General features: G+C 34.4%; 22 protein-coding genes and 1 pseudogene. 10 read left to right on the top strand and 13 right to left on the bottom strand.

Going from position 1 to position 23,365, the window contains the following annotated elements; all coding sequences use genetic code 11:
* Positions 1–43: 43 nt before the first annotated feature.
* Both DDD_RS13760 and murA read right to left on the bottom strand, forming a co-directional pair.
* On the bottom strand, positions 44–598 hold the full coding sequence (locus DDD_RS13760; RefSeq protein ID WP_015363528.1) for a TPM domain-containing protein: 555 nt from the start codon (positions 596–598) through the stop codon (positions 44–46).
* A gap of 60 nt (positions 599–658) precedes the next feature.
* Positions 659–1,969 carry a UDP-N-acetylglucosamine 1-carboxyvinyltransferase gene (gene murA, locus DDD_RS13755; RefSeq protein WP_015363527.1) on the bottom strand — a complete coding sequence of 437 codons (1,311 nt, stop codon included), beginning with the start codon at positions 1,967–1,969 and terminating at the stop codon, positions 659–661.
* Positions 1,970–2,430: 461 nt separating this feature from the next.
* Here murA and DDD_RS13750 point away from each other — a divergent pair, with 461 nt between their 5' ends.
* From DDD_RS13750 to DDD_RS13720, 7 genes and pseudogenes are all read left to right on the top strand, one after another.
* Complete coding sequence (locus tag DDD_RS13750) at positions 2,431–3,999, top strand: VPA1262 family N-terminal domain-containing protein (protein WP_015363525.1); 1,569 nt, start codon at positions 2,431–2,433, stop codon at positions 3,997–3,999.
* On the top strand, positions 3,992–4,585 hold the full coding sequence (locus tag DDD_RS13745) for a hypothetical protein (protein WP_015363524.1): 594 nt from the start codon (positions 3,992–3,994) through the stop codon (positions 4,583–4,585). Before DDD_RS13750 ends, DDD_RS13745 begins: the two co-directional genes overlap by 8 nt.
* Positions 4,585–6,546, top strand: a complete 1,962-nt coding sequence (locus tag DDD_RS13740; RefSeq protein ID WP_015363523.1) for a hypothetical protein — start codon at positions 4,585–4,587, stop codon at positions 6,544–6,546. Before DDD_RS13745 ends, DDD_RS13740 begins: the two co-directional genes overlap by 1 nt.
* A gap of 147 nt (positions 6,547–6,693) precedes the next feature.
* Entirely contained in the window at positions 6,694–7,464 is a 771-nt protein-coding gene (locus DDD_RS17760) for an HNH endonuclease signature motif containing protein (protein WP_015363522.1), read from the top strand.
* Between the two features lie 24 nt (positions 7,465–7,488).
* Positions 7,489–7,719: pseudogene (locus DDD_RS17755) on the top strand (PH domain-containing protein); the annotation flags it as partial.
* Positions 7,720–7,809: 90 nt separating this feature from the next.
* Positions 7,810–8,382 carry a hypothetical protein gene (locus tag DDD_RS13725; protein ID WP_015363520.1) on the top strand — a complete coding sequence of 191 codons (573 nt, stop codon included), beginning with the start codon at positions 7,810–7,812 and terminating at the stop codon, positions 8,380–8,382.
* 156 nt (positions 8,383–8,538) lie between these two features.
* On the top strand, positions 8,539–8,985 hold the full coding sequence (locus DDD_RS13720) for a hypothetical protein (RefSeq protein ID WP_015363519.1): 447 nt from the start codon (positions 8,539–8,541) through the stop codon (positions 8,983–8,985).
* A gap of 59 nt (positions 8,986–9,044) precedes the next feature.
* Here the strand turns inward: DDD_RS13720 and DDD_RS13715 are convergent, their stop codons facing one another.
* A complete protein-coding gene (locus tag DDD_RS13715) occupies positions 9,045–9,365 on the bottom strand; it encodes a hypothetical protein (protein WP_015363518.1) in 321 nt (106 codons plus the stop codon).
* A 156-nt stretch (positions 9,366–9,521) separates the two neighbouring features.
* Positions 9,522–11,018, bottom strand: coding sequence for a galactose-binding domain-containing protein (locus DDD_RS18045; protein WP_015363517.1), 1,497 nt, complete (start codon positions 11,016–11,018; stop codon positions 9,522–9,524).
* 760 nt (positions 11,019–11,778) lie between these two features.
* On the opposite strand from DDD_RS18045, the gene DDD_RS13705 reads away from it, so the two are divergent.
* Positions 11,779–12,240 carry a mobile mystery protein A gene (locus DDD_RS13705; RefSeq protein WP_015363515.1) on the top strand — a complete coding sequence of 154 codons (462 nt, stop codon included), beginning with the start codon at positions 11,779–11,781 and terminating at the stop codon, positions 12,238–12,240.
* A complete protein-coding gene (locus tag DDD_RS13700; protein WP_015363514.1) occupies positions 12,231–12,827 on the top strand; it encodes a mobile mystery protein B in 597 nt (198 codons plus the stop codon). The genes DDD_RS13705 and DDD_RS13700 overlap by 10 nt, the downstream gene beginning before the upstream one ends.
* Before the next feature lie 221 nt (positions 12,828–13,048).
* Here DDD_RS13700 and panB read toward each other — a convergent pair whose 3' ends face one another.
* The gene (gene panB / locus DDD_RS13695; RefSeq protein WP_015363513.1) at positions 13,049–13,867 is read right to left on the bottom strand and encodes a 3-methyl-2-oxobutanoate hydroxymethyltransferase; all 819 of its coding nucleotides are present in this window, start codon (positions 13,865–13,867) and stop codon (positions 13,049–13,051) included.
* 59 nt (positions 13,868–13,926) lie between these two features.
* On the opposite strand from panB, the gene DDD_RS13690 reads away from it, so the two are divergent.
* On the top strand, positions 13,927–14,403 hold the full coding sequence (locus DDD_RS13690) for a 3-methyl-2-oxobutanoate hydroxymethyltransferase (RefSeq protein ID WP_015363512.1): 477 nt from the start codon (positions 13,927–13,929) through the stop codon (positions 14,401–14,403).
* 611 nt (positions 14,404–15,014) lie between these two features.
* Here the strand turns inward: DDD_RS13690 and DDD_RS13685 are convergent.
* From DDD_RS13685 to efp, 8 genes are all read right to left on the bottom strand, one after another.
* A complete protein-coding gene (locus DDD_RS13685) occupies positions 15,015–16,700 on the bottom strand; it encodes a DUF7619 domain-containing protein (RefSeq protein ID WP_015363511.1) in 1,686 nt (561 codons plus the stop codon).
* A gap of 112 nt (positions 16,701–16,812) precedes the next feature.
* Positions 16,813–17,628, bottom strand: coding sequence for a prohibitin family protein (locus DDD_RS13680; RefSeq protein ID WP_015363510.1), 816 nt, complete (start codon positions 17,626–17,628; stop codon positions 16,813–16,815).
* An 11-nt stretch (positions 17,629–17,639) separates the two neighbouring features.
* A complete protein-coding gene (locus tag DDD_RS13675; RefSeq protein WP_015363509.1) occupies positions 17,640–19,658 on the bottom strand; it encodes a hypothetical protein in 2,019 nt (672 codons plus the stop codon).
* A 15-nt stretch (positions 19,659–19,673) separates the two neighbouring features.
* Positions 19,674–20,420 (bottom strand): 3-oxoacyl-[acyl-carrier-protein] reductase, encoded by a 747-nt coding sequence (gene fabG / locus DDD_RS13670; protein ID WP_015363508.1) that lies wholly within the window; start codon positions 20,418–20,420, stop codon positions 19,674–19,676.
* Between the two features lie 71 nt (positions 20,421–20,491).
* Entirely contained in the window at positions 20,492–21,364 is an 873-nt protein-coding gene (gene sucD, locus DDD_RS13665) for a succinate--CoA ligase subunit alpha (protein ID WP_015363507.1), read from the bottom strand.
* A gap of 31 nt (positions 21,365–21,395) precedes the next feature.
* Complete coding sequence (locus DDD_RS13660) at positions 21,396–21,770, bottom strand: nuclear transport factor 2 family protein (RefSeq protein ID WP_015363506.1); 375 nt, start codon at positions 21,768–21,770, stop codon at positions 21,396–21,398.
* A gap of 83 nt (positions 21,771–21,853) precedes the next feature.
* Positions 21,854–22,798: a UDP-3-O-(3-hydroxymyristoyl)glucosamine N-acyltransferase gene (locus DDD_RS13655; protein WP_015363505.1), complete on the bottom strand. Its 945-nt coding sequence runs from the start codon at positions 22,796–22,798 to the stop codon at positions 21,854–21,856.
* On the bottom strand, positions 22,798–23,364 hold the full coding sequence (gene efp / locus DDD_RS13650) for an elongation factor P (RefSeq protein ID WP_015363504.1): 567 nt from the start codon (positions 23,362–23,364) through the stop codon (positions 22,798–22,800). Before efp ends, DDD_RS13655 begins: the two co-directional genes overlap by 1 nt.
* Position 23,365: the final 1 nt, after the last annotated feature.

Below are 23,365 nucleotides of genomic sequence, written 5' to 3'. Positions count from 1 at the left end.
AGTTGGGTGTTGGCAGTATTGATTGCCATCTTCAACAGTTAATTTATTTCCATTGCTTTAAAAGTGATTCTACGCCGCTTAATAAACCATCGTAATACAGATTGTTTTTAAATTTTGGAAGCATATCCTTATTTACCACTTCTTGACAAATTTGATTAGTTAAAACCAGCTCTGTTCCTTTTCCAGTGGCTATTCCTACTTGACTGCAAGGTTTACAGAATACGATAAGTATTCCATTATTCTTCTCCTTAGTTCCAACTCCCCAAAAGTTACCTAAATCAGTACCATAATTCACGATATCTTGGTAAGGCTCCATACTATCAATCGTAACAAGGACAACATGCCTCGAAGAATCTTTCTTATAATTCTCTAATAAATCAGATAGAAAAGACACTTGATCATCAGTCAAGACATTGCTGTAATCATTTACTAATCCTAATGGCTTTGGGAATATATTCTCGACACTGTCTACAAAAGCTTCATTTTGCTCTTTTACTGGTAATTTTTGCTGAGCATAACTATTATAAGCGACACATAACAAGCTGGCTATTATCACAACAGCTTTATAGAAACAACCTTTTCTTAAGTCAAAAGTCATAAAATCAAATACAGATCTTTAAAATAATTCCGCTTTCGCGAAAGCGGAAACCTAAAAAACTTATTCTAAACGAGTGATCTTTGCTCCTATAGCACGCAAACGCGTGTCGATGTTTTGATAACCACGGTCTATTTGCTCAATGTTGTGAATGGTGCTAGTACCTTTGGCACTCAAAGCAGCGATCAATAAAGAGATTCCGGCGCGGATGTCTGGACTGGTCATGGTTGTTGCTTTTAACTGCGACTGAAAATCATACCCAATCACACTCGCTCTATGCGGATCACAAAGAATGATTTTAGCACCCATGTCGATCAATTTATCAACGAAAAACAAGCGGCTTTCAAACATCTTTTGGTGAATCAACACACTACCTCTAGCCTGCGTTGCCACCACTAGAACAATACTCAATAAATCTGGTGTGAAACCTGGCCATGGCGCGTCAGAAATGGTTAGAATCGAACCATCTATATAATTCTGGATCTCATAACCATCGGTATGTGCAGGAATGTGAATGTCATCGCCCTGACGCTCGATAGTGATTCCTAGCTTTCTAAATGTGGCTGGAATGATTCCCAACTCGTCATAAGAAACGTTTTTGATCGTCACCTCAGACTTAGTCATCGCAGCAAGACCTATCCAGCTACCTATCTCAATCATATCTGGCAGAATGCGGTGCGTCGTACCACCTAATTTTTCCACTCCTTCTATGATCAACATATTAGAACCTATTCCAGAAATGTTAGCACCCATGCGCACGAGCATGTTGCACAATTGCTGTAAATATGGCTCACAAGCAGCGTTGTAGATGGTAGTTTTACCTTTGGCAAGAACGGCTGCCATCACGATGTTTGCGGTACCTGTTACCGATGCCTCATCGAGCAACATGTAAGCACCGTGAAGCTCGTCTGCTTCTACACCGTAGAAATATTCTTCTTTATTGTACCTGAATTTTGCGCCTAGTTTGATAAAACCTTCAAAGTGCGTGTCCAGACGACGACGACCGATTTTATCTCCACCAGGACGCGGAATGTATCCTTTACCAAAACGAGCCAGTAATGGACCTACTAACATGATGGAACCACGCAAGCCACGACCTTGGATTTTATATTCTTCAGACTGTAACCAGTCCAGGTTGATATTATCGGCTTGAAAAGTGTAGGATTCTTTACCGTTTTTAGTCACTTTAACGCCTAGATTGTTGAGTAAAGCGATCAATTTATTGACATCTATAATGTCAGGAACGTTATTGATTTCTACTGGCTGGTCGGTTAATAAGACCGCACAAAGTATTTGAAGCGCTTCATTTTTAGCACCTTGAGGTTGAATTTCTCCTTTTAATTGATGTCCACCTTCGATAATAAATGTTCCCATGAATAATTTTAATTGTAATTTTTAAAAATAAAGAACTTGGAGTGGTTTGTAAAGCGATATTATGTGAAGTATTCACAAGTAATGAACAGTTACAAGTCTTAGTTTTCAGTGGCAGTTTTCAGTTTTCAGTGGCAGTAGTTAGTAGTAATCTAAATGAACAAGATCAAAAGTCTGTTTTTAGTTAGAAAAAAGCATGGGTATTTATACTCAAATTTTGATTTGTTGTACGAAATACCGCTTTGGGTAGGATTAAATAATTTAGATTTAAAGAATCATTTGCTGCTGTATTGCTCCTTGTTACGGTTTCCCGTAAAGGAAGAAGATTTTGAGGTTGTAATTTGGGCGGTGGAATGGTGAGTTGGATGTGCTTTATTTCCTTTTGTTTTTATGGGATAAGGAGTGTGTTTATTAAAATACTACTAGTTGGCGGCTATTCAAACAACTAAAAATCAATAAAGTAAATGATAGAAAAACTAGGGCAAAAATACACCAAAGCCATTCGGACATCTCTTTTAGCTCAAGACAAGCTGACGAAAAATTGGTATCATTTATTCTCTGTAATTGAATTGCAAACTGACGATGAATATTCTTACTATATTCCAAACGACAAATGGGAAAATGGTTCTGTTAGAACCGATCAATCGAAATTAGACGAATATTCATTTTATCTTTCCATTGACGAAATAGCTTCTGTTGATATTGCTTTAAAGGCGTTTGACAAACCATTTGAAAATTTTGTTATTGACGGACAAGAAATATCTTTCATCAATACAACTTTTGTAAAAGAACCTTCAGGAAATTATCCTTTAGTTTTCGCTTCTAACTTCTACATAGACAAAGGTGTTGCTTCAATCCTTCCAAAAAGAAAATCAGGTTTATTGGTTTGGAGTCAAATTGACAATGATCGAAAAACCGACAATAAATTTATTTCTGCAAGTATAACAAAGGAAATGTTAGCAATGCAAGAATTAACTATGGAGTGGTTAGGTTTTGACATTTTACAAAAAAGAGAGCACATTGGGAACATTTATCTGTCTGCACCAAATCCATATTTTAGAGAAGTGGAAATCTCCCTTTCTACTAACCCAACAGGTGTCTTTTACAAAATACTAACACGCAAAAAGAATTTTGAGTCATTGAAGTTTAGAATTATAGACAAACACGGAGATGCAATAGCTCTAGATAAAACATTTGAAATAACAAAGCAAGCAGGCCTTATAGAACTACCTCACGAACCACATCTATTTGAACTTAGAATCTACAACCAAGATAATGATTTGATTGCCATTCACGAACCTGCGACATTTCTAAGGAGAATTCAAATAGGATTGTCTATGAAACAAGCAGACTTTCACGTCAAAGTTGAAACGGAAAAAGAAAAGAAAGAATTTGTAGTAGAAAAATTTTCTAAAGTAGAACCTTCTGTTGTTGGAAAAACCAAGGATTTCAATCCTGAATATTATTTCAAAAACGCAGACAAAGAAAGACATCACATAGAACTTGCCGAACGCAAAGAATTTATTTTTTATTCTGGAGCAAAAGATGAAGCTGAAAAAAGCAAACTGAAAGAAAACGCAAAATCTATCATCAGAGAAATCATAAACAACGCTAATGATACTTGCTATTTATGTGACCCATATTTCAGTAGTATGGACATTGTTGAGTTTGCATTTCAAATTAAAAATTCAGGGGTTAAAATAAAGATACTTAACAGTAAAGAAGCTGTTTCAAAAGAAGAAGCTAAAAAAATAGCAACTGTAGTTAAAGAATACAATAGCAAACCATTCGGAAAAATTGAAGTCCGCATTCTTAGAGGCAACAGCATTCTTCACGACAGATTTATTGTTACAGATAAAAATGTTTGGTTCATAGGAAGTTCATTCAATGAATTTGGAAACAGAGCAACATGCATTGCTAAAGTTCCTGATTCTTCAGGAAAACTCATAATCAAAGAGATTGAGAAATGGTATGGCTCAGATGAGTTTTCTCAAAATATCATGGACTTTGCTAAAGAAACAGAAAATGGCTAATATTTTTTTGACAAATCCTGTAAATGCTGCGCTTAGAATGCACGAATGCGGACAAAGTGAATATTGGTTTTACCATAAAGACACTTATCCCAGCGACAATCCCTTGATGTATCAAGACTTGATTGATAACGCTATTGATGAAGTAATTATTTGGGATCCTTATTTCAATGTAAAACCACCCAATGCTGACCAAAACATATTTACAAACATTAAAAACGACATTACTATTAAGATTCTAACTTTAAAAGGCTTAGACTCAACTCAATCATATTTAACGGATGTCCATAATGCAGTAAAGGTCGTAATCGCACCAGCAAAAGATTGTAGGTTTGGTTTGAGAGTTATCAATAAAGGAGACGTGGCGAATCAAGGCGGAAGATTTTTTCATGATAGATTCTTGATTATTGATAGTACCGATGTGTATTTAATCGGTAGTTCTTTAGGTTATCATTTAAAATCAGAACAATCCACAGGAATTCTCAAAGTATCCACTCCAGACACAAGGGATTTTATAATATCAATTTTTCAAAAATATTGGAATAGTTCCAATCAACACGAAATTCCATTAACCTATTTACACCTTTAATGAATAAAGACCTTTTTTACAAATATGACTTTTACGCTCTTGAGCAAAAATATCCAGAACGCAAACTCGCTGAACTCTTAGGTGGAATTTCATCACTGAATGATTCTATAATGCCATTTATAAGCAATGTTGCTGACTTATTATACAAATCAATTAAAGCTGGTGAAAATGCAGAGGTTAAAGATGTTGATGCCCCTAACGTAGATAAAGAATTAGAGAAAATTTTAGAAGACAATCCGCTTTATACGTCATATAAAGCTCATTCAGAAAAAAGTCTGTCAGAATTTGTTTTCAATAAATTTCTGAGTAGAATATTCAAAAAAGACGGGCACTATAATGAAACTCACGTTATTCAAAATTACATTCATTCGTGGTTAGAGAATAAATTAGCCCTGAACATTGCTCAAGATTCACGCTTTAGTTCTTTAGTAGTATTGAAATCGTTATTAGATAAAACCGAAATGCTTCACGGTTTCTATGCTGACTTAATTGAAAATCTTCCAATAGACTGGGTTTTAAACAAAAAGGAAGAATGGGTAAACATAAATGTTAGCCCTGACAAATTACTTGATGCTGTTAGAACGTATGACAAAGAATTTTTTAATGGATATGAGAATTCCATATCAAAACTTCCAAAAGAAAATCTTTGGGGTTTTGCTCAAGAAGCAACACGCCATTCGGATTATATAATGTTAAACCACGAGTTTAGTTTTATATCTTCCGTTCTTATTAGAAAAGATATTTCTCTTTGGATTGAATTTTGGGACAATCTAAAACTTCCGATAATTCAAGATTGTGTATTTATATCTTCGTTAAATTTTAGTCCAAAAGAGTATTTACAATTAGCTTCTAAACTTACAGATGAAAAAACAGTTGTAAAATCTAATTTGAAAGTTCTCTTATTAATTGTAGCACACAATTATTTTGAAGCATCAAATAAACTAACAGAGCGTTTTTCCATTTACGAAGATTCCGAAAGAAAAAATGAAAGAAATGAACAGTTTTTTGAAAAAGGAATTGAGAAACAAATAGAATGGATTGAAACAAAGAAAAAGAACTACGAGAACATAATTCAGTCTTTGAAGAAAGCACTATCAAATTCGGAGATTGAAGATTGGATTTTTAGTTATAGACCAAGAATAAATAGTCGTCAGTATAAGCCAAACGACATTTACAATTCAGAAATAAAATTATTGACAGAAACTTACAAGAAAAAATCTGTTGAATTTTTGAGTTTAGATTTGCAGTCATTTAATTTACAAAAGTTCAATTTCTATGTAGAAGTTATCAGGCACAAAGAAGACAAAAATATCCTTTCAACTTTACTTGAGGCAATAACAAATTATATTAGCTCTGACAAATTCTTTTGGGACAGAACTTATACAGAACCATATTGGTCTGCATTAAAAAGTCTAGGATTTATAATAAGCCAACAAGACAACCCTATTCAAACAGCGAAAGAGTTAATCAATAAATTTAAAACTATTCATCAAGGTTGGAACCCTTCCAAAATTGACTTTTCACCATTGGTAAAAGAATCTTTTATTTGTTCGGGAGTTGCGTTGCTCTTTGAAAATGAATCTGGGTTCAAAGGCAGAAACGAGAAAGAAAGCTTTTTCAAAGGATTAACTAATCATATTTTAACGCAAGACAGATTTTCTCATATTGACAGCTCTGAATACTATCAAATGCCTTTGCACTTATTGTTCTTAGTTGCCAATCAAATTTTTTCAGAGCACAAAGAATTCTTTGAGCAAGAACTCATAGAAAACTATGACAATCTTTATTCGCTTTTGAATATTTTATCAAACGACAAATTTCCTCTTTTAGACCAATCAAAGGAACAACTACAAAAACGGCTCGACAAAGAGTTTTTATTCCTAAAACGGCAGTATAGTAATCGTAATCAAAAGGATAAAGTGCATGAGTTAGAAAGGATGTTAGAAACATTAAAACTTTAAGAAAAAAAACAGCCGCTTAAGCAATGTATAGTAAACAATCAAACAGTTCTCTTGTCAATATTAAAGTATATTTGAAAAGTCAATATTTTTTTCGTAACTAAAAAATCTGACTATATTATCGTAAATGACTAAAATGAACCAATAAATTTGAACAAAAGAAAAAATCCAAATTATAAATTAAAAATAAAGCTACTTCAAGAAGTTAAATTGAAATGTCCGTTTTGTAATTATGCAGATGCTTCAAAGCTAGAACACCATCATATAGATGGTAACCCTGCAAATACTGTTTTTAAAAATCTAATTTCTGTTTGCCCTAATTGTCATACATCTATAGAATCTGGCGAAATTTCAGAAAGTTTAGTAATTAAAACTAAAAATAACTTGTCTATTAATGCTGATTATTTGTATAAAGGCATTTACACTTTTGATAATTTTAGAATTCATAAGAATAGAGTTGGAATATTAAAAAAAGGAATGACTATTAAAGATTTGTACACAATACTTCCAAGTAACCAAATTAGGAAGACTGTAGCATATGGTGAACATCCAGGAGAAGATATGTATGACTCTTATGAAATTTATAATTCAAACGGAGAAATCCTTCTAGCTGTAGAGACTTCAGAAAACGGTAATATTAATGATCTTATCCGTTTAATAAGTATTAAAAGTACTAAATTTCATACTTTATCTGACGTTAGATTAGGAGTTTCAATTTCGGAAATTATGCATAATGAACATTTGGAAAATTTCCAGCCAGATTTGGAACATATTCATTTTAAGATCGAATGGATTAATGCAAGTTGTTCAATAGATAAAAAACAACTAAATGACGATTGGTGGAATAATGAGAAAAAAAGAATTGAACTTAGAGGTGAAAATTTAGAGTCAAAAATAGATTCAATTACTATACGCTGGTAAGCAGAATTATGGATAACGAATTGAAGATTGATACTAATTGATGTGCAAGGACTCACGGGAAGCAAAGTAGAGTATAAATCATTACCCTATAAAAGCATATCAAGACTTTCCTTAGAAACTGCTGGAACATTTGATCTGGACGCTGAGTTGAAAATTTATATTTCGAGTGAAAACATACCTTCAGTAAGTAAAAAGTTCAATAAAAGCATTGATGTTTATGAAGTCCAGAAATATCTAGCGTCAAAGATCATGTAGGAAGTGAAAGACTTTTGGAAGTAGGACTTGTGCTTAAACTTATCGCTATTTACAAGTTAAGAGATTCATATATAACCATTTAGTATAATTATGACGAACACTATTTTTTATAGTAAAGAGTTTGAAATAAACGGAATTTCTGTACCAGATTTTGAACTCAGAAGTGGAAAACTAATACGGATTTATGTTCCAAGTGTTCGGATTATTGAATTTGACCTTACAATTGAATCAATTAAGCATTTACAAAAAACTAATGCTAATTTACCATGGGCAAAAAACTACTCTCAAAATTCATTTATTGAACGCTTATTTCCTTTAACAGTAGAAAAGTATTTAATCCAAAAAATGAAAATTGATAAGAATAACGCCTCAAGAATTGCAAATGAACTTGATATTGGATTAAACGAAAGGTTAGAACTTATAAATTTTACAAATCGAAAAGCATTAATAATAAAAGCTCATTTTGAAAAAAGCAATTCTATTATTATAGATTACTTCGGAGTAGGTGCTGTCGGAATTAAAAAACTAGAACAAATTGTTAACTCTGAAATTAAAAAAGGTAAAACAGGAATTGCCTTTGATTCATTGCAGTATATGGAGGAAAATGAACCTTATGAAAATATTGAGCGAATTATAATAAATGTCCCCAACAAATTATTGTGATGAAAAACAAGTGAAATCACGTTTATTATATAACTAAAGTACTTATAGACAAATCATCCTAAATCAATCCTTATTTTGCGATAATAGCAAAGACTTATTTATTTCGATACTTTGTTATTCATAATTTTTAAGTATAATTAAATAAAAAATATAAAATTGCTGAATTGGAATAAAGAAAATCCAGAATTTATCTTAGCTAATTACGGCAAGTTACAGCTTCATAAAAATAAAACCGAATTTGAGTGGTCTGGACTTATCAAAATGCCTATTTCAAAAGCTCTAATTGAATTAACTATTGAAGTTGAAGATCAAAATGTTCCTTCTAATAAACAAATTAAGCAAATACAAGAATTTGAAAAAAGATGGAAAAGCATAAATGACAAATTGTTCCAATATATGGAAGAATGTTATCGCGATTCAAAATGGGAAAAAACTAAAAGTGAATTACAAACGATGTATTTCTTGTCTGCTATTAATTTGAAAAAAGAGAATTTTGAATGGTGGATTGTATTGGAACCAGAATTTGATGTTACTACTAATTTTAACTTTTTTCCAAGATTCACTTTGAAGAATGATGAAATCATTTGGTGTAATTTAAACTAGAAAGCGATGGATTACAATGAACTAACTTATTAAAGAAATCTTCCCTACTACTCTCACTCTCAAAAAGAACTATACCTAATCAAAATCCAAATTATTAATAGACCTAATAAACCAGTGGTGATGTAGCCCAAAAAGATGCTTATTAAGAGCAGTAAGCACAATATCAAAGTAATGATTTTTATGACTTTGGTGGCATTATTAGTAGAAGCAGTTTCCGTCTTTTTAGGACTCATCATTTGATTAAAAAACAGCTCGTCAGATTTTTGTAGGTAGAACTGGATTTGGGCCTCTTCTACTCCATCTTCTTCCAGCTTTTGTCTTATCTCGCTAGAGCTTAATCCTTTCTTGCGCTGCGACACGATATCGTTAAGTTGGCTCATGTAATGATAGGTTTGGATGGTTTGATGGTGGTTTTATTTTAAATTTAGAATAGTGAAAATAGTATAAAACGCGCTTTCGCGAAAGCGAAATTATCACCCATAAAAAAACGCCTCCTAAAAAGAAGCGTTTTTAAATAAATGGCTAAAAATTACATTTTATTTCTTAAGAAGTTTTAGACTTTTACTACCTGTGTCTGTTGTTATTTTTGCAATATATAAGCCGTTTGTTAACGCAGTAGCATCAATGATGGTATCATTAGCATTTGGGCGTAGGGACAATACTTGTTTTCCCAAAACGTCAAATACTTCAATGGAATTTAAAACCTGATTACTAGAGGTTACATTCCAAACTTGCTGTGTAGGGTTAGGATAAACTTTAATTACAGTTGTATCCATAGTGGGAATGCTAAGTAAAGGTGCTTCGGCTAATTTAAGTCCTTCCCATGAAATATTATCAAAATAAGAAATATTATCAGAAGTTCTAGGTTGCCAATCTGTAAAGACTACAATTTGGTCTACGTCATTATTATCTCCACTTGTTATAGCACTTGTGATATCATAGGTTAAGGTTTCCCATGCGTTTGTAACTGTATTGGGTTGTAACAGCTGAAAAATAGTGCCCGAAGTTTCATTTACCATTTTAATACCAACATCACTAATTACCGTTTTATAAACATCTATGGTAATAGTAGTAGTTGTCCCGTCTAAAACCCATTTCCAGATGGTTCCATGTTGTGTTTCGCAACCTGCAAAAGGTTCACCTGCTGTTAAGGTTATTAATTTGGCTACCGTAGGAGACGTATTAACACCAGTGGCATCTGGATTTGACACCACTTCAAATGGTGGATTAGAATCGTTTTCAAACACATTCCAATTAGTAGCAACGCTGCCAACTGATCCTGGTTCAAAAGTTAAATCAAAAGTTTGATTTACAGGTGTGATCTCTACGGTGAAACTAATGGTGTAGGTATTGGTATCTGTTCCATTTTGCGCAGTTACTAGAATAGAAGTTACTCCTGGAAGCGATGCAGCGTTAGTAACCACAGCTGTTGCTGGTGATGCTTGTGCTGCGGTAGCTACAACCGTTGGGACAACCGTTGTACCTATAGGTAATAAAATATTATAATCTAAGGTGCTTGATGAAAAACCAGCTACTGTTGATCCATTGACGGTAAGGTCACTTAACGAAGTGTCTATTAAAGGGTCTACTGCTTCATAAATTTCAAACTCCCATAGACTATATCCAAAAGGTGTCCCTCTTACCGTGCCATACATTCTCACATATCTACCTGTTTCACTAACCGATATATCATCAATGCCGCCATCTCCAGTAGTTGTAGTGAAAGCAGTAGTAAATGTGGTGAATGTAGGATCATTAGAAATTTGTATTTCATAAGAACTTCCAAATGCACCTTCCCAATTTAATACCACTCGTCCAATATCAAAGCTAGCACCTAAATCGATAGTAATCCATTCTGGGTCAGAAAAAGAAGATGCCCAACGTGTAGCAGCATTACCATCGTTAGCATTAACTGCCAAAGTCCCTCCATTTTCGACAGAACTTGCGGTGGCCGTACCATTAAGAGCAAGGTTTTGAGCTGTCGCAAACTCAAAAACTATGAATACGAATAAGAATATGGTAATTTTTTTCATAATTAAATAATTTATCTATCAATAGTACGCTTTTATTATAGAAAATTGATAACAAAACCAATGATAAATTACCATTATTTATAATTGATAAACATAAGATAATTACTGAAAATGTATTTAAAAAGTTATTATTTGGGTTGACACAATAACCATTCTCAAAGAAATATGAGCAGAATCAACCACCATTTCAATCCGTTTTAGCGATGGCAAAAGCTTGTTTTAAGGGCTTGCTACAGTATGCAATTGATGCTTTTTTTAAATATAAAGCCACTGTCCTCAATTAAAAAAGGTCTACTTCTCTATATAACAAATCATTAATGATAGTATCTTTGATAGTATCAAATGATAGTATCAGTTTTGAAACCACCTTACGAAATAACATCTTCCATTTTAAAATTAGTTACTTCTATTTTGGATAACATAGCAGAAAAAAATAAAACCATTTATAGATTAAAATAAGGGTTTCAAAATGTAGGACATTTAATTTCTAAAAACTCGCTTTCGCGAAAGCGAAACTACCACCCATAAAAACCACTACTTCTTACAGAAGTTGTAATAGCAGCTTATTGAATAAGGAAATACTCGCGTAGATGCTATTTTACTTTTGTTTTATACATTCACAGTAAGAAACTACGCTTAAAACCGCGATCATTTACTTATGATGTTTTCAAAAGTAAACATATAAGTTTACTTTTTATTATATTTGTAAATATATATGTTTACATATAAATTGTATTGTAAACGTAAACATTTACATGTGATGAGAAATAAGCACCACCTTTTGATCGAACAGCTGGATAAAAAATTACAGCCTTTTTATGAAACTAGCAAAGTATTAATCCCAGAACGTGGATGGACCAATACCATTCGTACTGCGCTGCATATGACTATGGCTCAACTAGGCACCAAACTAAATATAACCAGGCAAGGTGTGAAAAGAATTGAAGAAAGTGAGGCGAGCGGGACGATAACACTTAATTCCCTAAAAGATGCAGCTGAGGCAATGGACTTTAAGTTAGTATATGCGTTAGTTCCAAAAAATGGAACCATCAACAATTTGATAGAGAATAAAGCCGAGGAATTAGCCCGAAAAATAGTAATGCGAACCAATCAAACAATGCAATTAGAAAACCAAGGAATAGGAGATCAAAAATTGGACAAAACGATTAAGGAGCTTGCTGCTGAATTAAAACGTGAGATGAGAAAGTCACTATGGGATTAGAATTTGATTATAAAAATGGACAAACTCCATTAGAGGAAGAGGAAAAGAATGGTCTAAAAATAAAGTCAATTACTACTCATGAAGAATTGGATGAATTTGAACAGCTTAACATAGAAAAAGCAGTCGAATGGACCATTTACACAAAATTTAAACCTGGAAATATTCTAACAGAAAAGTTTATCAAAAACTTGCATAAAAGAATGTATAGCGATGTCTGGAAATGGGCTGGTCAATTTAGAAGAACTGAAAAGAACATCGGAATCTCGTGGCCAAATATTGGAATAGAATTAAAGAATTTGTTGGACGACACAAAGTTCTGGATTGACAATAAAACGTATCCACCAGAAGAAATCGCTATAAGGTTTAAACACCGTCTTGTATCTATTCATTGTTTCCCAAATGGGAATGGTAGGCATTCAAGAATGATGGCAGACATCATTATCGAATCTATTTTTGGTGGTGAAATATTCACGTGGCATCAATCAAATATGGTTAAAGCAAACGAAACGAGGAAAGAATACATCAAAGCATTAAAAAAGGCTGATAATGGTAACTTAGATCCATTAATAAAATTTGCTAAGAACTAAAGCCGCCAGAAACTATTCTGAAAAGTGTGTGAACTAAAATCTGTTGGATTAAAGTTTTAGCAGTCTTTCTGATCTACAGCAAAAGCCAAACCACCAACCACAAAAAAACGCCTCCTAAAAAGAGACGTTCATACTATTTGAATCTAGTTTCTTGAGTCTTGAATCTTACCTCTTGTTTCTTAACTCTTGATTCCTGTTTCTTGATTCTTATTTCTTAACTCTTAATACTGCTCTTCTTCATTAGGAAAATCGACTGCCTTGACGTCTTTTACATAGTTGGCTACCGCATTTCCCATATCTTCATATAGATTCAAATAACGACGTAAAAATCGCGGATTAAACTCATGTGTCATCCCAAACATATCGTGAGAAACGAGAACCTGGCCATCCACGCCAGCGCCTGCTCCTATTCCTATTACTGGAATGGTAAGTTGGTCGGCTACTTTTTTTGCGAGTGCTGCTGGTACTTTTTCTAGAACCAGTGCAAAACAACCCCAACGTTGTAACGCAAGTGCGTCTTCCACTAGTTTTGCCGCTTCTTCTTCTTCTTTGGCTCTAACCGTATAGGTACCAAATTTATAAATGGATTGTGGCGTGAGTCCTAAATGTCCCATCACTGGAATACCTGCATTAAGAATACGTTTTATAGATTCTTTTACCTCGCTTCCACCTTCTAGTTTTACGGAGTGTCCGCCACTTTCTTTCATGATGCGTATCGCACTGCGCAAAGCTTCTTTAGGATCACTTTGATAACTACCGAAAGGTAAATCTACCACCACAAGAGCACGTTCTGTACCTCGCACCACACTACTGGCATGATAAATCATTTGGTCCAGCGTTATCGGTAAGGTCGTTTCATGTCCAGCCATTACATTACTCGCACTATCGCCCACAAGAATCACGTCTATTCCTGCGCTATCGATAATTTTTGCCATGGTATAATCATAAGCCGTTAACATCGAGATCTTTTCGTGATTGCCCTTCATTTCTACAAGGGTTTTAACGGTTACTCTTTTATATTGCTTCTTTGCGGTAGACATAAACTTGTTTTAAGTCTAGCAAAAGTACTAATATTACAGCTCAATTTAATGGATACGATATGAGACTTCTATTTACTGCTATTTGTGTTCTCGCTTTCGCGAAAGCTTACTCACAACAACCTATATCACAAGATTCTACCGTGGTGACTATTGAAAAACCTAATCCTGTGGATGCTGTGAAGACCTTTTTTAAAAATTTTCACGCGCAAGATACGGTGGCATTAAAAGAAATGATCCTACCAGAAATCATGCTTACCTCAATGTCTATCAAAGGTGAACAACGCATGATCAACAAAACAAAAATAGACGGATTCTTAAAAGGAATTGCGAGTATACCAGATAGTATTCCCTTTGAAGAACGCCTTATTGAGATCAGTTACAGCAACGATACTCAGGTCGCAACTGTTTCTACCACTTATGAATTCTATTTCAATAATTTGTTATCGCATATAGGAACTAATAAGTTCACACTCTTTTTTATAGACGACAAATGGGTCATCGTAGGTATTGCAGACACGCGTATTTATGGATCGTAATTTAGGTTTAAGTTTAAACTTAAGTTAAAGTTGAAGTTGAAAATTGCTTTGCAAACAGATTCAAGGCTTCATTCCTAAAAACATTTCATAAAGCTCTTTTATTACTTGGAGCAATGTGCATTAAAAATGCTCAACTAGTTCAAACGCATCACAGATGCGCTCGATATGGAAATTGCGCCATCTTTAAAAACTCCTTTCCTTAGAAAAGGAAAGGTGGGCAAATTGGAGCGCAGCGTAGGTTTGGTCGGAAAGGATGGAGAATGCTTGTACTAGCACTAAAGCTTTTATAATATAAACAATACTGAATAGCGCGCTTTTGTAAAGTATACTAATTTATTATTAGGTGTTTGTTTTGCTCGTATTTTGTTTGCAGCAATCCGCATTGCAAATGCTCAACTAATTCAACGCATGACTAATAAAGTCAACTTAGTAAGAATTAAAAATGTCTTTAGAATTCAATAATTTCAGGAGGAACTTATAATAATATCTAAATAAAGTATTTCCCTTCAGATGAAGGGAAAAAAGTTAAGTAGCTTGCTACTAACGAAAAGGGTTTGACACGTTGCTTGTTCATGATCTAAGAGCTTTAACTACAAAACCCTAAAGAATCTTTATTTCTTAATAAACTTCAACGTTTCCTGACCTTGATCGCTATTTACAACAAGAAAATAAACGCCTTGACTCAACTTTGCAATAGAAATAGGTGCTTCAAAATCCGTTGTCGACTCATCATATTGCGACTGCATTCTTCCTTGAATATCGTATATCAAAAGCGATTCAATCGTGAAGGCAGCATCAAGGCTTATAAAGTCTTGTGATGGATTAGGAGATAGCAAGATGCTATTTTCAGTAGGATCTGCAACACTTGTCGTGTTTAAAATAGTAACAGTCTCGGTATTGGTAATAATCGGAAAGTTGAAGTCAAAATAGATTTCGGCAGTATTATCAAAGCTATCGCCTAGTGCTAATGAATTCAATGTTTTGATTTTGAATAGAACATAACCATCATTTGTCGCATCGTTAAAATCTAAATTGATGTCGTCAAAGTAAAATTCAATTTCGTTACCATTTGTGATGCTGGCATAATACTCATGACTAGAGTTTAACGGCGCAAAACTGTCTATATCAAATTTAGAGGTATCGATGACATCTTTAACTCTTACGTTAATGGCGCTTGCCGTTCCTGTGTTTTCAAAACGTATCAGATACTCCAAGTATTCACCTATCATATCTGGCTCAATAGTATTGCCTTGTAGACAAGTTTTGTCATTAGGATCGTAACTGTTTACTACAGTTTGATCTAATACATAGAAGTTGTTAGAAAGATCAACATCAGCACTATTAAGATAACTACTAGCATTTGGTAAGATAATATCTCCACCATTTAATGGATTAGTAGGATGTGTTGGTGCATTTAAATTAATTGTAACTCTATAGGTATTGCTTTCAAATGGATTTAAAGTGTAGTTCCAGAAAATACTATTTGCAGTTGTACTATCCTGTGTAGGTAATGCTGACAAAAAAGTCATTAGTGTATTGTTGTAAGAGAATTTCAATACATCACTAACTGGTAAAGTACCTTGATTACTGACTATTACATCGTACATCACGTTAAAACCTGGCCTAGCTTGGTTAATAGGTATTATCCTGACGACTATATCTTGTTGTAATGTTATTGGAACAATGCAGAAGTCTTGTGTAAAATTATTGCTACTATTCGGAAAAGAAATATTTGTACTTTGAGGATTTACGCTAACTATCGAGTTATTGAAATCCATATCTAAAGTGAAGTTTCCACTAGGAACTAAAATTTCATAATTTCCATTTGAATCTGTAATGGCAGAGAACAAAGACGAAACTGAAGTAGCTTGGGCGTTTATACGCATTCCACTCACCATGGGATCAGTGGTACTGCAACCATTAGAATCTGAATCATAAATAATTCTACCGTTAATTGAATTAGAAGGAACTATAACCGGTCCTGTCTGACCACTAGTTCCTAAATTTTGACAATCTGCTGAAATAAAGAAATCATACGCTACATTAGGTGTCAATCCAGTAACTACTAAAATAGGAGAACCAGTAGAAAATATTATCACCCCAGAATTAGTTGCTGGGTTATAGGGATGCACACCGTATTCAATTACCCAGGCAGTTTCTGTTCCTGCAGGCGTCCAATTTATTTCTGCACTTGTTCCTGTATAATTGGAATAATCAAACTGTGTTACTGGTAGACACTGCGACTGCGCAAACTGAACACTAAAAGTAAGAAAAATTAAAAGTAAAAATCTAGACATAACCATCGTTTAAATGTTCTTAAAGATAAGAAAACATTTAAAGGTCAAACTGTTATAAACTAAAAAAGCGCAAATCATGAGATTTGCGCTTTTTAAAATTCAATAATATCTGTTACTGATTTCCTAAAATAATAGGTAAACCACCGCTCTCGCCGCCACCTACTACAATCACTTTAGAATTAGGAGATTCTGCTAACTTTAAAGTTGCCTCGATTCCTTTTTCAGTAAGAATCTTGTCAGTTAAAGAAGCGCTCAAAATTTTGTTGGCTACCGCTTTACCTTCGGCATCAATTTTTTGTCTTTGTGCTTCCTTAGTCGCTCTAGCAAGCCTAAACTCATATTCTAATGCTTCTTGCTCTTGCTCTAATTTGCGCTCAATAGCAGACTTAATTTTAGGTGGTAACGTCACGTCTTCTACAAGAACTCTGTTTACTTGTATGTACTGCGTTGATAATTCTTTTTGAACTTCATCTAGAATTTCATTTTGAATGACATCACGCTTACTAGAATACAATTGCTCTGGTGTGTAACGACCTACCACACTTCTCGCTGCAGCACTTATTGCTGGTGCAAGAATTTGAGATTCGTACTCACGTCCTTTTTCTTGGTGTAAATAAGGTAACTTATCATATTCTGGCTGGTACCATACGGTTCCATCTACAGTTACTTCAAGACCATTTACAGAAAGTACTCTCATTTTATCGCTTACAGACAACTGTCTTACCGGATAAATGATCATATCATTCCATGGAGCGATGATGTGAAATCCTTCTCCATAGGTATTTTCTCTATCTACACCATCGTTAAGGGTTTTAAATAAAACTCCTGCTTGTCCTGACTCAATCACGACCGAACTTTTAATAATAACAATAGCAAGTATCACTAATCCTATTAAAGTGAATACCGCTGCTTTAGGTAATTTTTCCATAATTTTCTTTTTTAAACTAATCCGTTATATTTTCTTAAAAACCATTCTAGTCCTAATAATAGCAAGATAAGGCCTAAAAGGTACTTCCAGTCTATTAGACTGGTTTGTTTAACACTTGCTCTTTCTACTGTTTGTAATAATGGGTCTGTGTTCAAGTTTTCTATCAACTGAGCTGTTTGTCCTTGATAATAAACCCTTTCATTACCTACTAATTTTTTCATTCCAGCATCACTCGCATTTACTTGTTGCTTTTCAATATCATATTCTAAAATACTGAAAGAACCGCTGCGCGATAACTGGTCATTTTCTACTTTAACTGTGAATCTATAATCACCTGCTTCAAGACCACTTAAATCAACTACGTAAGAATTACCACTTAGTACAAAAGGTCTGGTGATCAATTCCTTATTTTCAGTATTAGTTATATTTAAGTTTAATATACCATTGTCTTCAAATTCATAATTTTTATCCAGATATTGAGCATTTATTAAAATACTTTTATTTTGATAGTAGAATGGCTCGTAAGTTACCTCTAGCCTATTGCGCTTTTTATTGCTGGCTAAGTATTGCACCTGACTGCTCACTAAATCATCAAAATTCTTAAAATCTTGCTCGTCTAAATAACTTTGAGCTCTCCATCTCCATAAACCGCTTGCTAGTGTCACCGCACGTTTAGAATCACCATCTTCATAATTAAACCATATAGGTTGTGTAGTCGCAATTGCGCCTATTTTCTTATAAAAAAGTACGTCAACATTTGTATTAAAAATCAATTCTCCAAAAGGCACTTGAGCTGGAGGATAATCATCAAAACTCAATTGATCTAGATTAAATGTAGAGTAAGATGTATTGAGAATAGGCTGTGCCTCATCAAAGTCAAAACTGTTTTCTAACTCAAAACTTTGGTATTTACTATTCAGGTAATCAATGTCGGGCTGGCTACCTGTAATCACCCATGTATTTTTATTAAATTGATCTATTTGTGTGTACGCTTTCTCGAAAGCGGAACTCACACCATACATTACCACTAGATTATACTCATTGAGATCATAATCTTCACTGGTATTTTTAATCGTGACTTTACGCTGCTGGTTAGACTCTATTGCCTTTTTCAAAGCGCCGATATCTGGATGCAACTGGTCGCTTAGAATCAAAACATTAGTCTGTTGATCGATCACCTCAACCGCAAAGCTTCGGTAATTGTTTTGAGTGTTCTTTTCATTAGGAAGCGCCTCTATAGTCGCCACCATAGATTGAGTTCCTACTGCTTTACTGGTAAGGTTAAAGCTCACAATTGCCGACCTATTCTTAGAATCAAAAGAAAGTGTTTCAGAATACAAGGTGCTATTTCCTTGGGTAATTTTAAATAAACGCGACTCTTTTTCCTGACCTTGATAGGAAACAAACACTTCTACAGGAAACTCATTATTAAGGTAGGAATACCTATTCACGTTTATGTTTGTAATTTGTAGATCTGCATACTGCGTAGTATCACCGTAGATCACCGGATATAAGCTTGTTTTCTCATCTATTTGTGAGTAAGAATAACTATTTCCAGTGGTTTGATTGCCATCAGTGAGAACAACTACCGCTTTGTTTCTGTTCTTAAATAACTCTTGAGGTTGCGTTATGGCAACACTTAAGTCAGTCTCTGTCGCAAGAAAACCTAAAGAATCGAGTGGCTGTATAGTTTCAGAAAACTTATAGGTCTGAATCTCAAAATTTGAATTTAGCTCTTGATTATTTAAAATCGATTCCAAATCCTTTTTCACAGCGTCACCAGAATCGAGGTAATCAATAGACTTAGAATCGTCTACTACAATAACTAATTGAGGTAGCAAGGATTCATAGGTTTTAGAGTCAAATCTAGGAGCTATAAAAAGTAATAAAATAGAAAAAACCGTGAGAAAGCGCAATAACGCAAACCACGGTTTTTTTCTAGTATTTTTTGATGTACCTATATAACCGTACTGAAAAAGAGCTATTAAGGCAGCAATACCTGCAGCTACAATCATCAAAACTACGGTCATAAAAGTATTTTTTTATTAAGTTAGCATTCCGCCATCTACGTTAAGAGTTTGCCCTGTTACGTAGGTAGAAAGATCACTGGCAAGAAATACACATGCATTTGCCACATCTTCTGGAGTACCACCGCGTTTTAAAGGAATGGCATCTCTCCATCCTTGAACTGTTGCCTCGTTGAGCGCTCCAGTCATTTCAGTTTCAATAAAACCTGGTGCTATAGAGTTACATCTAATGTTACGAGAACCTAATTCTAGAGCTACAGACTTACTAAAACCGATAATTCCAGCTTTACTAGCTGCATAGTTGGTCTGACCAGCATTACCTTTGACTCCTACTACACTACTCATATTAATGATACTACCGCTACGTTGTTTTAACATCGTACGTTGAACCGCTTTGGTCATATTGAAAACAGACTTCAGGTTGACCTCAATTACTTTATCAAAATCTTCTTCGCTGATTCTCATTAACAAATTGTCTTTGGTAATACCAGCGTTGTTGATCAATACATCAATGCTGTCAAAGTCTTTTGTTACCTGATCGATAAGTTCTTGTGCTTCTTTAAAATCTGCTGCATTGCTTTTATAAGCCTTTGCTTTGATTTCTAGTGAAGAAAGTTCTTTTTCTAACTCAAGAGCAGGACCTTCAGAGCTGGCATAAGTAAATGCTACGTTTGCTCCATGTTTTGCAAACACCTCAGCGATACCTTTACCTATCCCACGACTACCACCAGTAATGATGACATTTTTACCTTCTAATAATTTCATAAGTAGTTGGTTTATATAAAATAACCAGAACAAGCGCCGATTAACTGTTACTTGTTCTGGTTTAAGAAAATTTATCCTAATACTTCGGCAACTTTCTTACCGATTTCAGCTGGTGAATCCACAACGTGAATTCCACATTCTGACATAATAGCTTTTTTAGCTTGTGCTGTATCTTCAGATCCTCCTACGATCGCACCTGCGTGCCCCATAGTTCTTCCTGCAGGAGCAGTTTCACCTGCGATAAAACCTATAACAGGCTTTTTATTTCCAGTTTCTTTGATCCATTTTGCCGCATCAGCTTCTAACTGACCACCTATCTCACCTATCATCACGATAGCTTCCGTTTCTGGATCATTCATGAATAATTCGACAGCTTCTTTTGTAGTTGTACCTATGATTGGGTCACCACCTATACCTATTGCTGTAGAAATACCATAACCTTGTTTTACCACTTGGTCAGATGCTTCATAAGTAAGCGTTCCAGATTTAGAAACGATACCTACTTTTCCTTTTTTGAATACAAAACCTGGCATGATACCTACTTTTGCTTCTCCTGGAGTGATTACTCCTGGACAGTTAGGACCTACTAGTCTACAGTCTTTATCTTTAATATAATCTGCAGCTTTTACCATGTCTGCCACTGGAATACCTTCTGTAATCGTGATGATTACTTTAATACCAGCATCAGCAGCCTCCTTAATCGCATCAGCAGCAAAAGCTGGTGGCACAAAAATGATAGTAACATCAGCACCTGCTTTTTCAACAGCTTCTTGAACTGTATTAAAAACTGGTTTACCTAAGTGTTCTTGACCACCTTTTCCTGGCGTCACACCACCTACTACGTTAGTACCGTAATCGATCATTTGACCTGCGTGAAATGTTCCTTCACTACCGGTAAAACCTTGTACTATAATTTTAGAATCTTTGTTTACTAAAACGCTCATTTTTTATATTTTATGTATGGAGTATTTTTATTTAATCTTGTGATGGATGGCTGGATTGATGCACTTCAATGATCTTTTCATCTTCTACTTTAAAAATAGAAACAAAATAACCTATAGGTACTTCTTCTCTTGGGTTTTCATTAGTTCTTACGTAAACTGTAAACCTAGCAGCTACCTCTTTTTTATCGCTGAAAATGTGAGAGATTTCTGTTCTCATACTTTCATAAGATGCCGCTGTAGACTGGCATAATCTATAGTAATCATCATAGTCAAACTCTCTGTAACCAGAACTTGCATGCCAATTCATTTTTAAATCTTTATGCATGTATTTATCAAACAATTCTGTATTAACAAATACGTCAGAATCTAAAAAATTTAAAACTACTTTTTTTGCTGAAACAGCCATTTATCAATTTGTTTAATTTTATGCTAAACTAGGTAAGATTGAAATGTTAACCTAGTTTTAAATTCTATCTTTTCGTTAAAATATTAACGGTTTTTATCTAATTCTTTGACCAATTGCATCATTTCAGGAATTTGCTTTATCGCAGCAATTTCTTTGTATTTACTTCTAAAATCATCTGCTGGAATGCCGAAGTAATGTTTGTTTCCTTCAAGAGTTTTACTAACACCAGACTTTGCAGATATCACAGCTTTTTTACCTATAGTTATGCCACTAGTTATCCCTACTTGGCCCCATATGGTAACCTCATCTTCTACAACTACACAACCAGCAATTCCAGTCTGGCTTGCAATGAGAACATGATTACCTAATACAGTATCGTGTCCTATTTGTACCTGATTATCTAACTTAGTTCCATAGCCTATAGTTGTGTCTCCTGTAACACCTCGATCTATTGTGCTATTTGCACCTATCTCAACTCGATCATGAATCACCACTCTACCATTACTCAGTAATTTATCATAACCTTCTGGCCTTCTTTTGTAATAGAATGCATCGCCGCCTAAGACTACCCCAGCATGAATGGTTACATCATCACCGATTATGGTACGATCCCCTATATTAACATTTGCATGAATGATCGTGTTACTTCCTATGACAACATCTTTACCTACACTGGCCGTATGATGAATATGAGAATTTTTTCCTATGCTTTTGGGAAGTTGCGCTTTCGCGAAAGCGGAAAAAGGAAGAAAATAATTTGTTAGTTTATTGAAATCCCTAAAAGGATCGTCTGAAATGAGTAAAGCTTTACCTTCAGGACATTCCACCTCTTTATTAATCAAAACGATAGTAGCGGCGCTCTCCAATGCTTTATCATAATATTTAGGATGATCTACAAATACAATGTCACCAGGCGTTACCACATGAATTTCATTCATTCCCAAAACTGGAAATGCTGCGTCACCTTTGTAACCACAATCAATGATAGCAGCTATTTCAGAAAGTGTATATGCTTTAGGGAACTTCACTATTGCTTCATTCTCTCGTGATAGTTTCCTTTTTCAGTATCGATACGGATAACGTCACCTTCATTAATGAAAAGTGGTACCATTACCTCAGCACCAGTTTCAACGGTTGCAGGTTTAGTAGCATTAGTTGCCGTATTACCTTTAACTCCTGGTTCGGTAGCTGTTACTTCAAGAACTACATATTGAGGCATGTCTACAGATAATGGCGAATCATCTTCTGTATTAATTTGAATTTTTACAATCTCACCTTCTTTAAGCAATCCAGGTGCATCAAGAACAGATTCTTGTAAACGTATTTGCTCATAAGTTTCAGTATTCATAAAGTGATATCCTTCTGGATCTTGATATAAAAATTGAAAAGCTTGAGTTTCTACTCTGATATCTTCAATTTTATGCCCTGCAGAAAACGTATTATCAATAACTTTTCCAGAGGTTACCGATTTTAACTTTGTTCTTACAAATGCAGGTCCCTTTCCAGGTTTTACATGTAAAAATTCAATGATTTTATAGATATCATGATTGTAACGGATGCATAATCCTTTTCTAATGTCGCTTGTACTTGCCATA

It is taken from the genome of Nonlabens dokdonensis DSW-6 (genome assembly GCF_000332115.1).
Taxonomy (GTDB): domain Bacteria; phylum Bacteroidota; class Bacteroidia; order Flavobacteriales; family Flavobacteriaceae; genus Nonlabens; species Nonlabens dokdonensis.
This window is presented reverse-complemented; position numbering and strand designations above follow the sequence as displayed.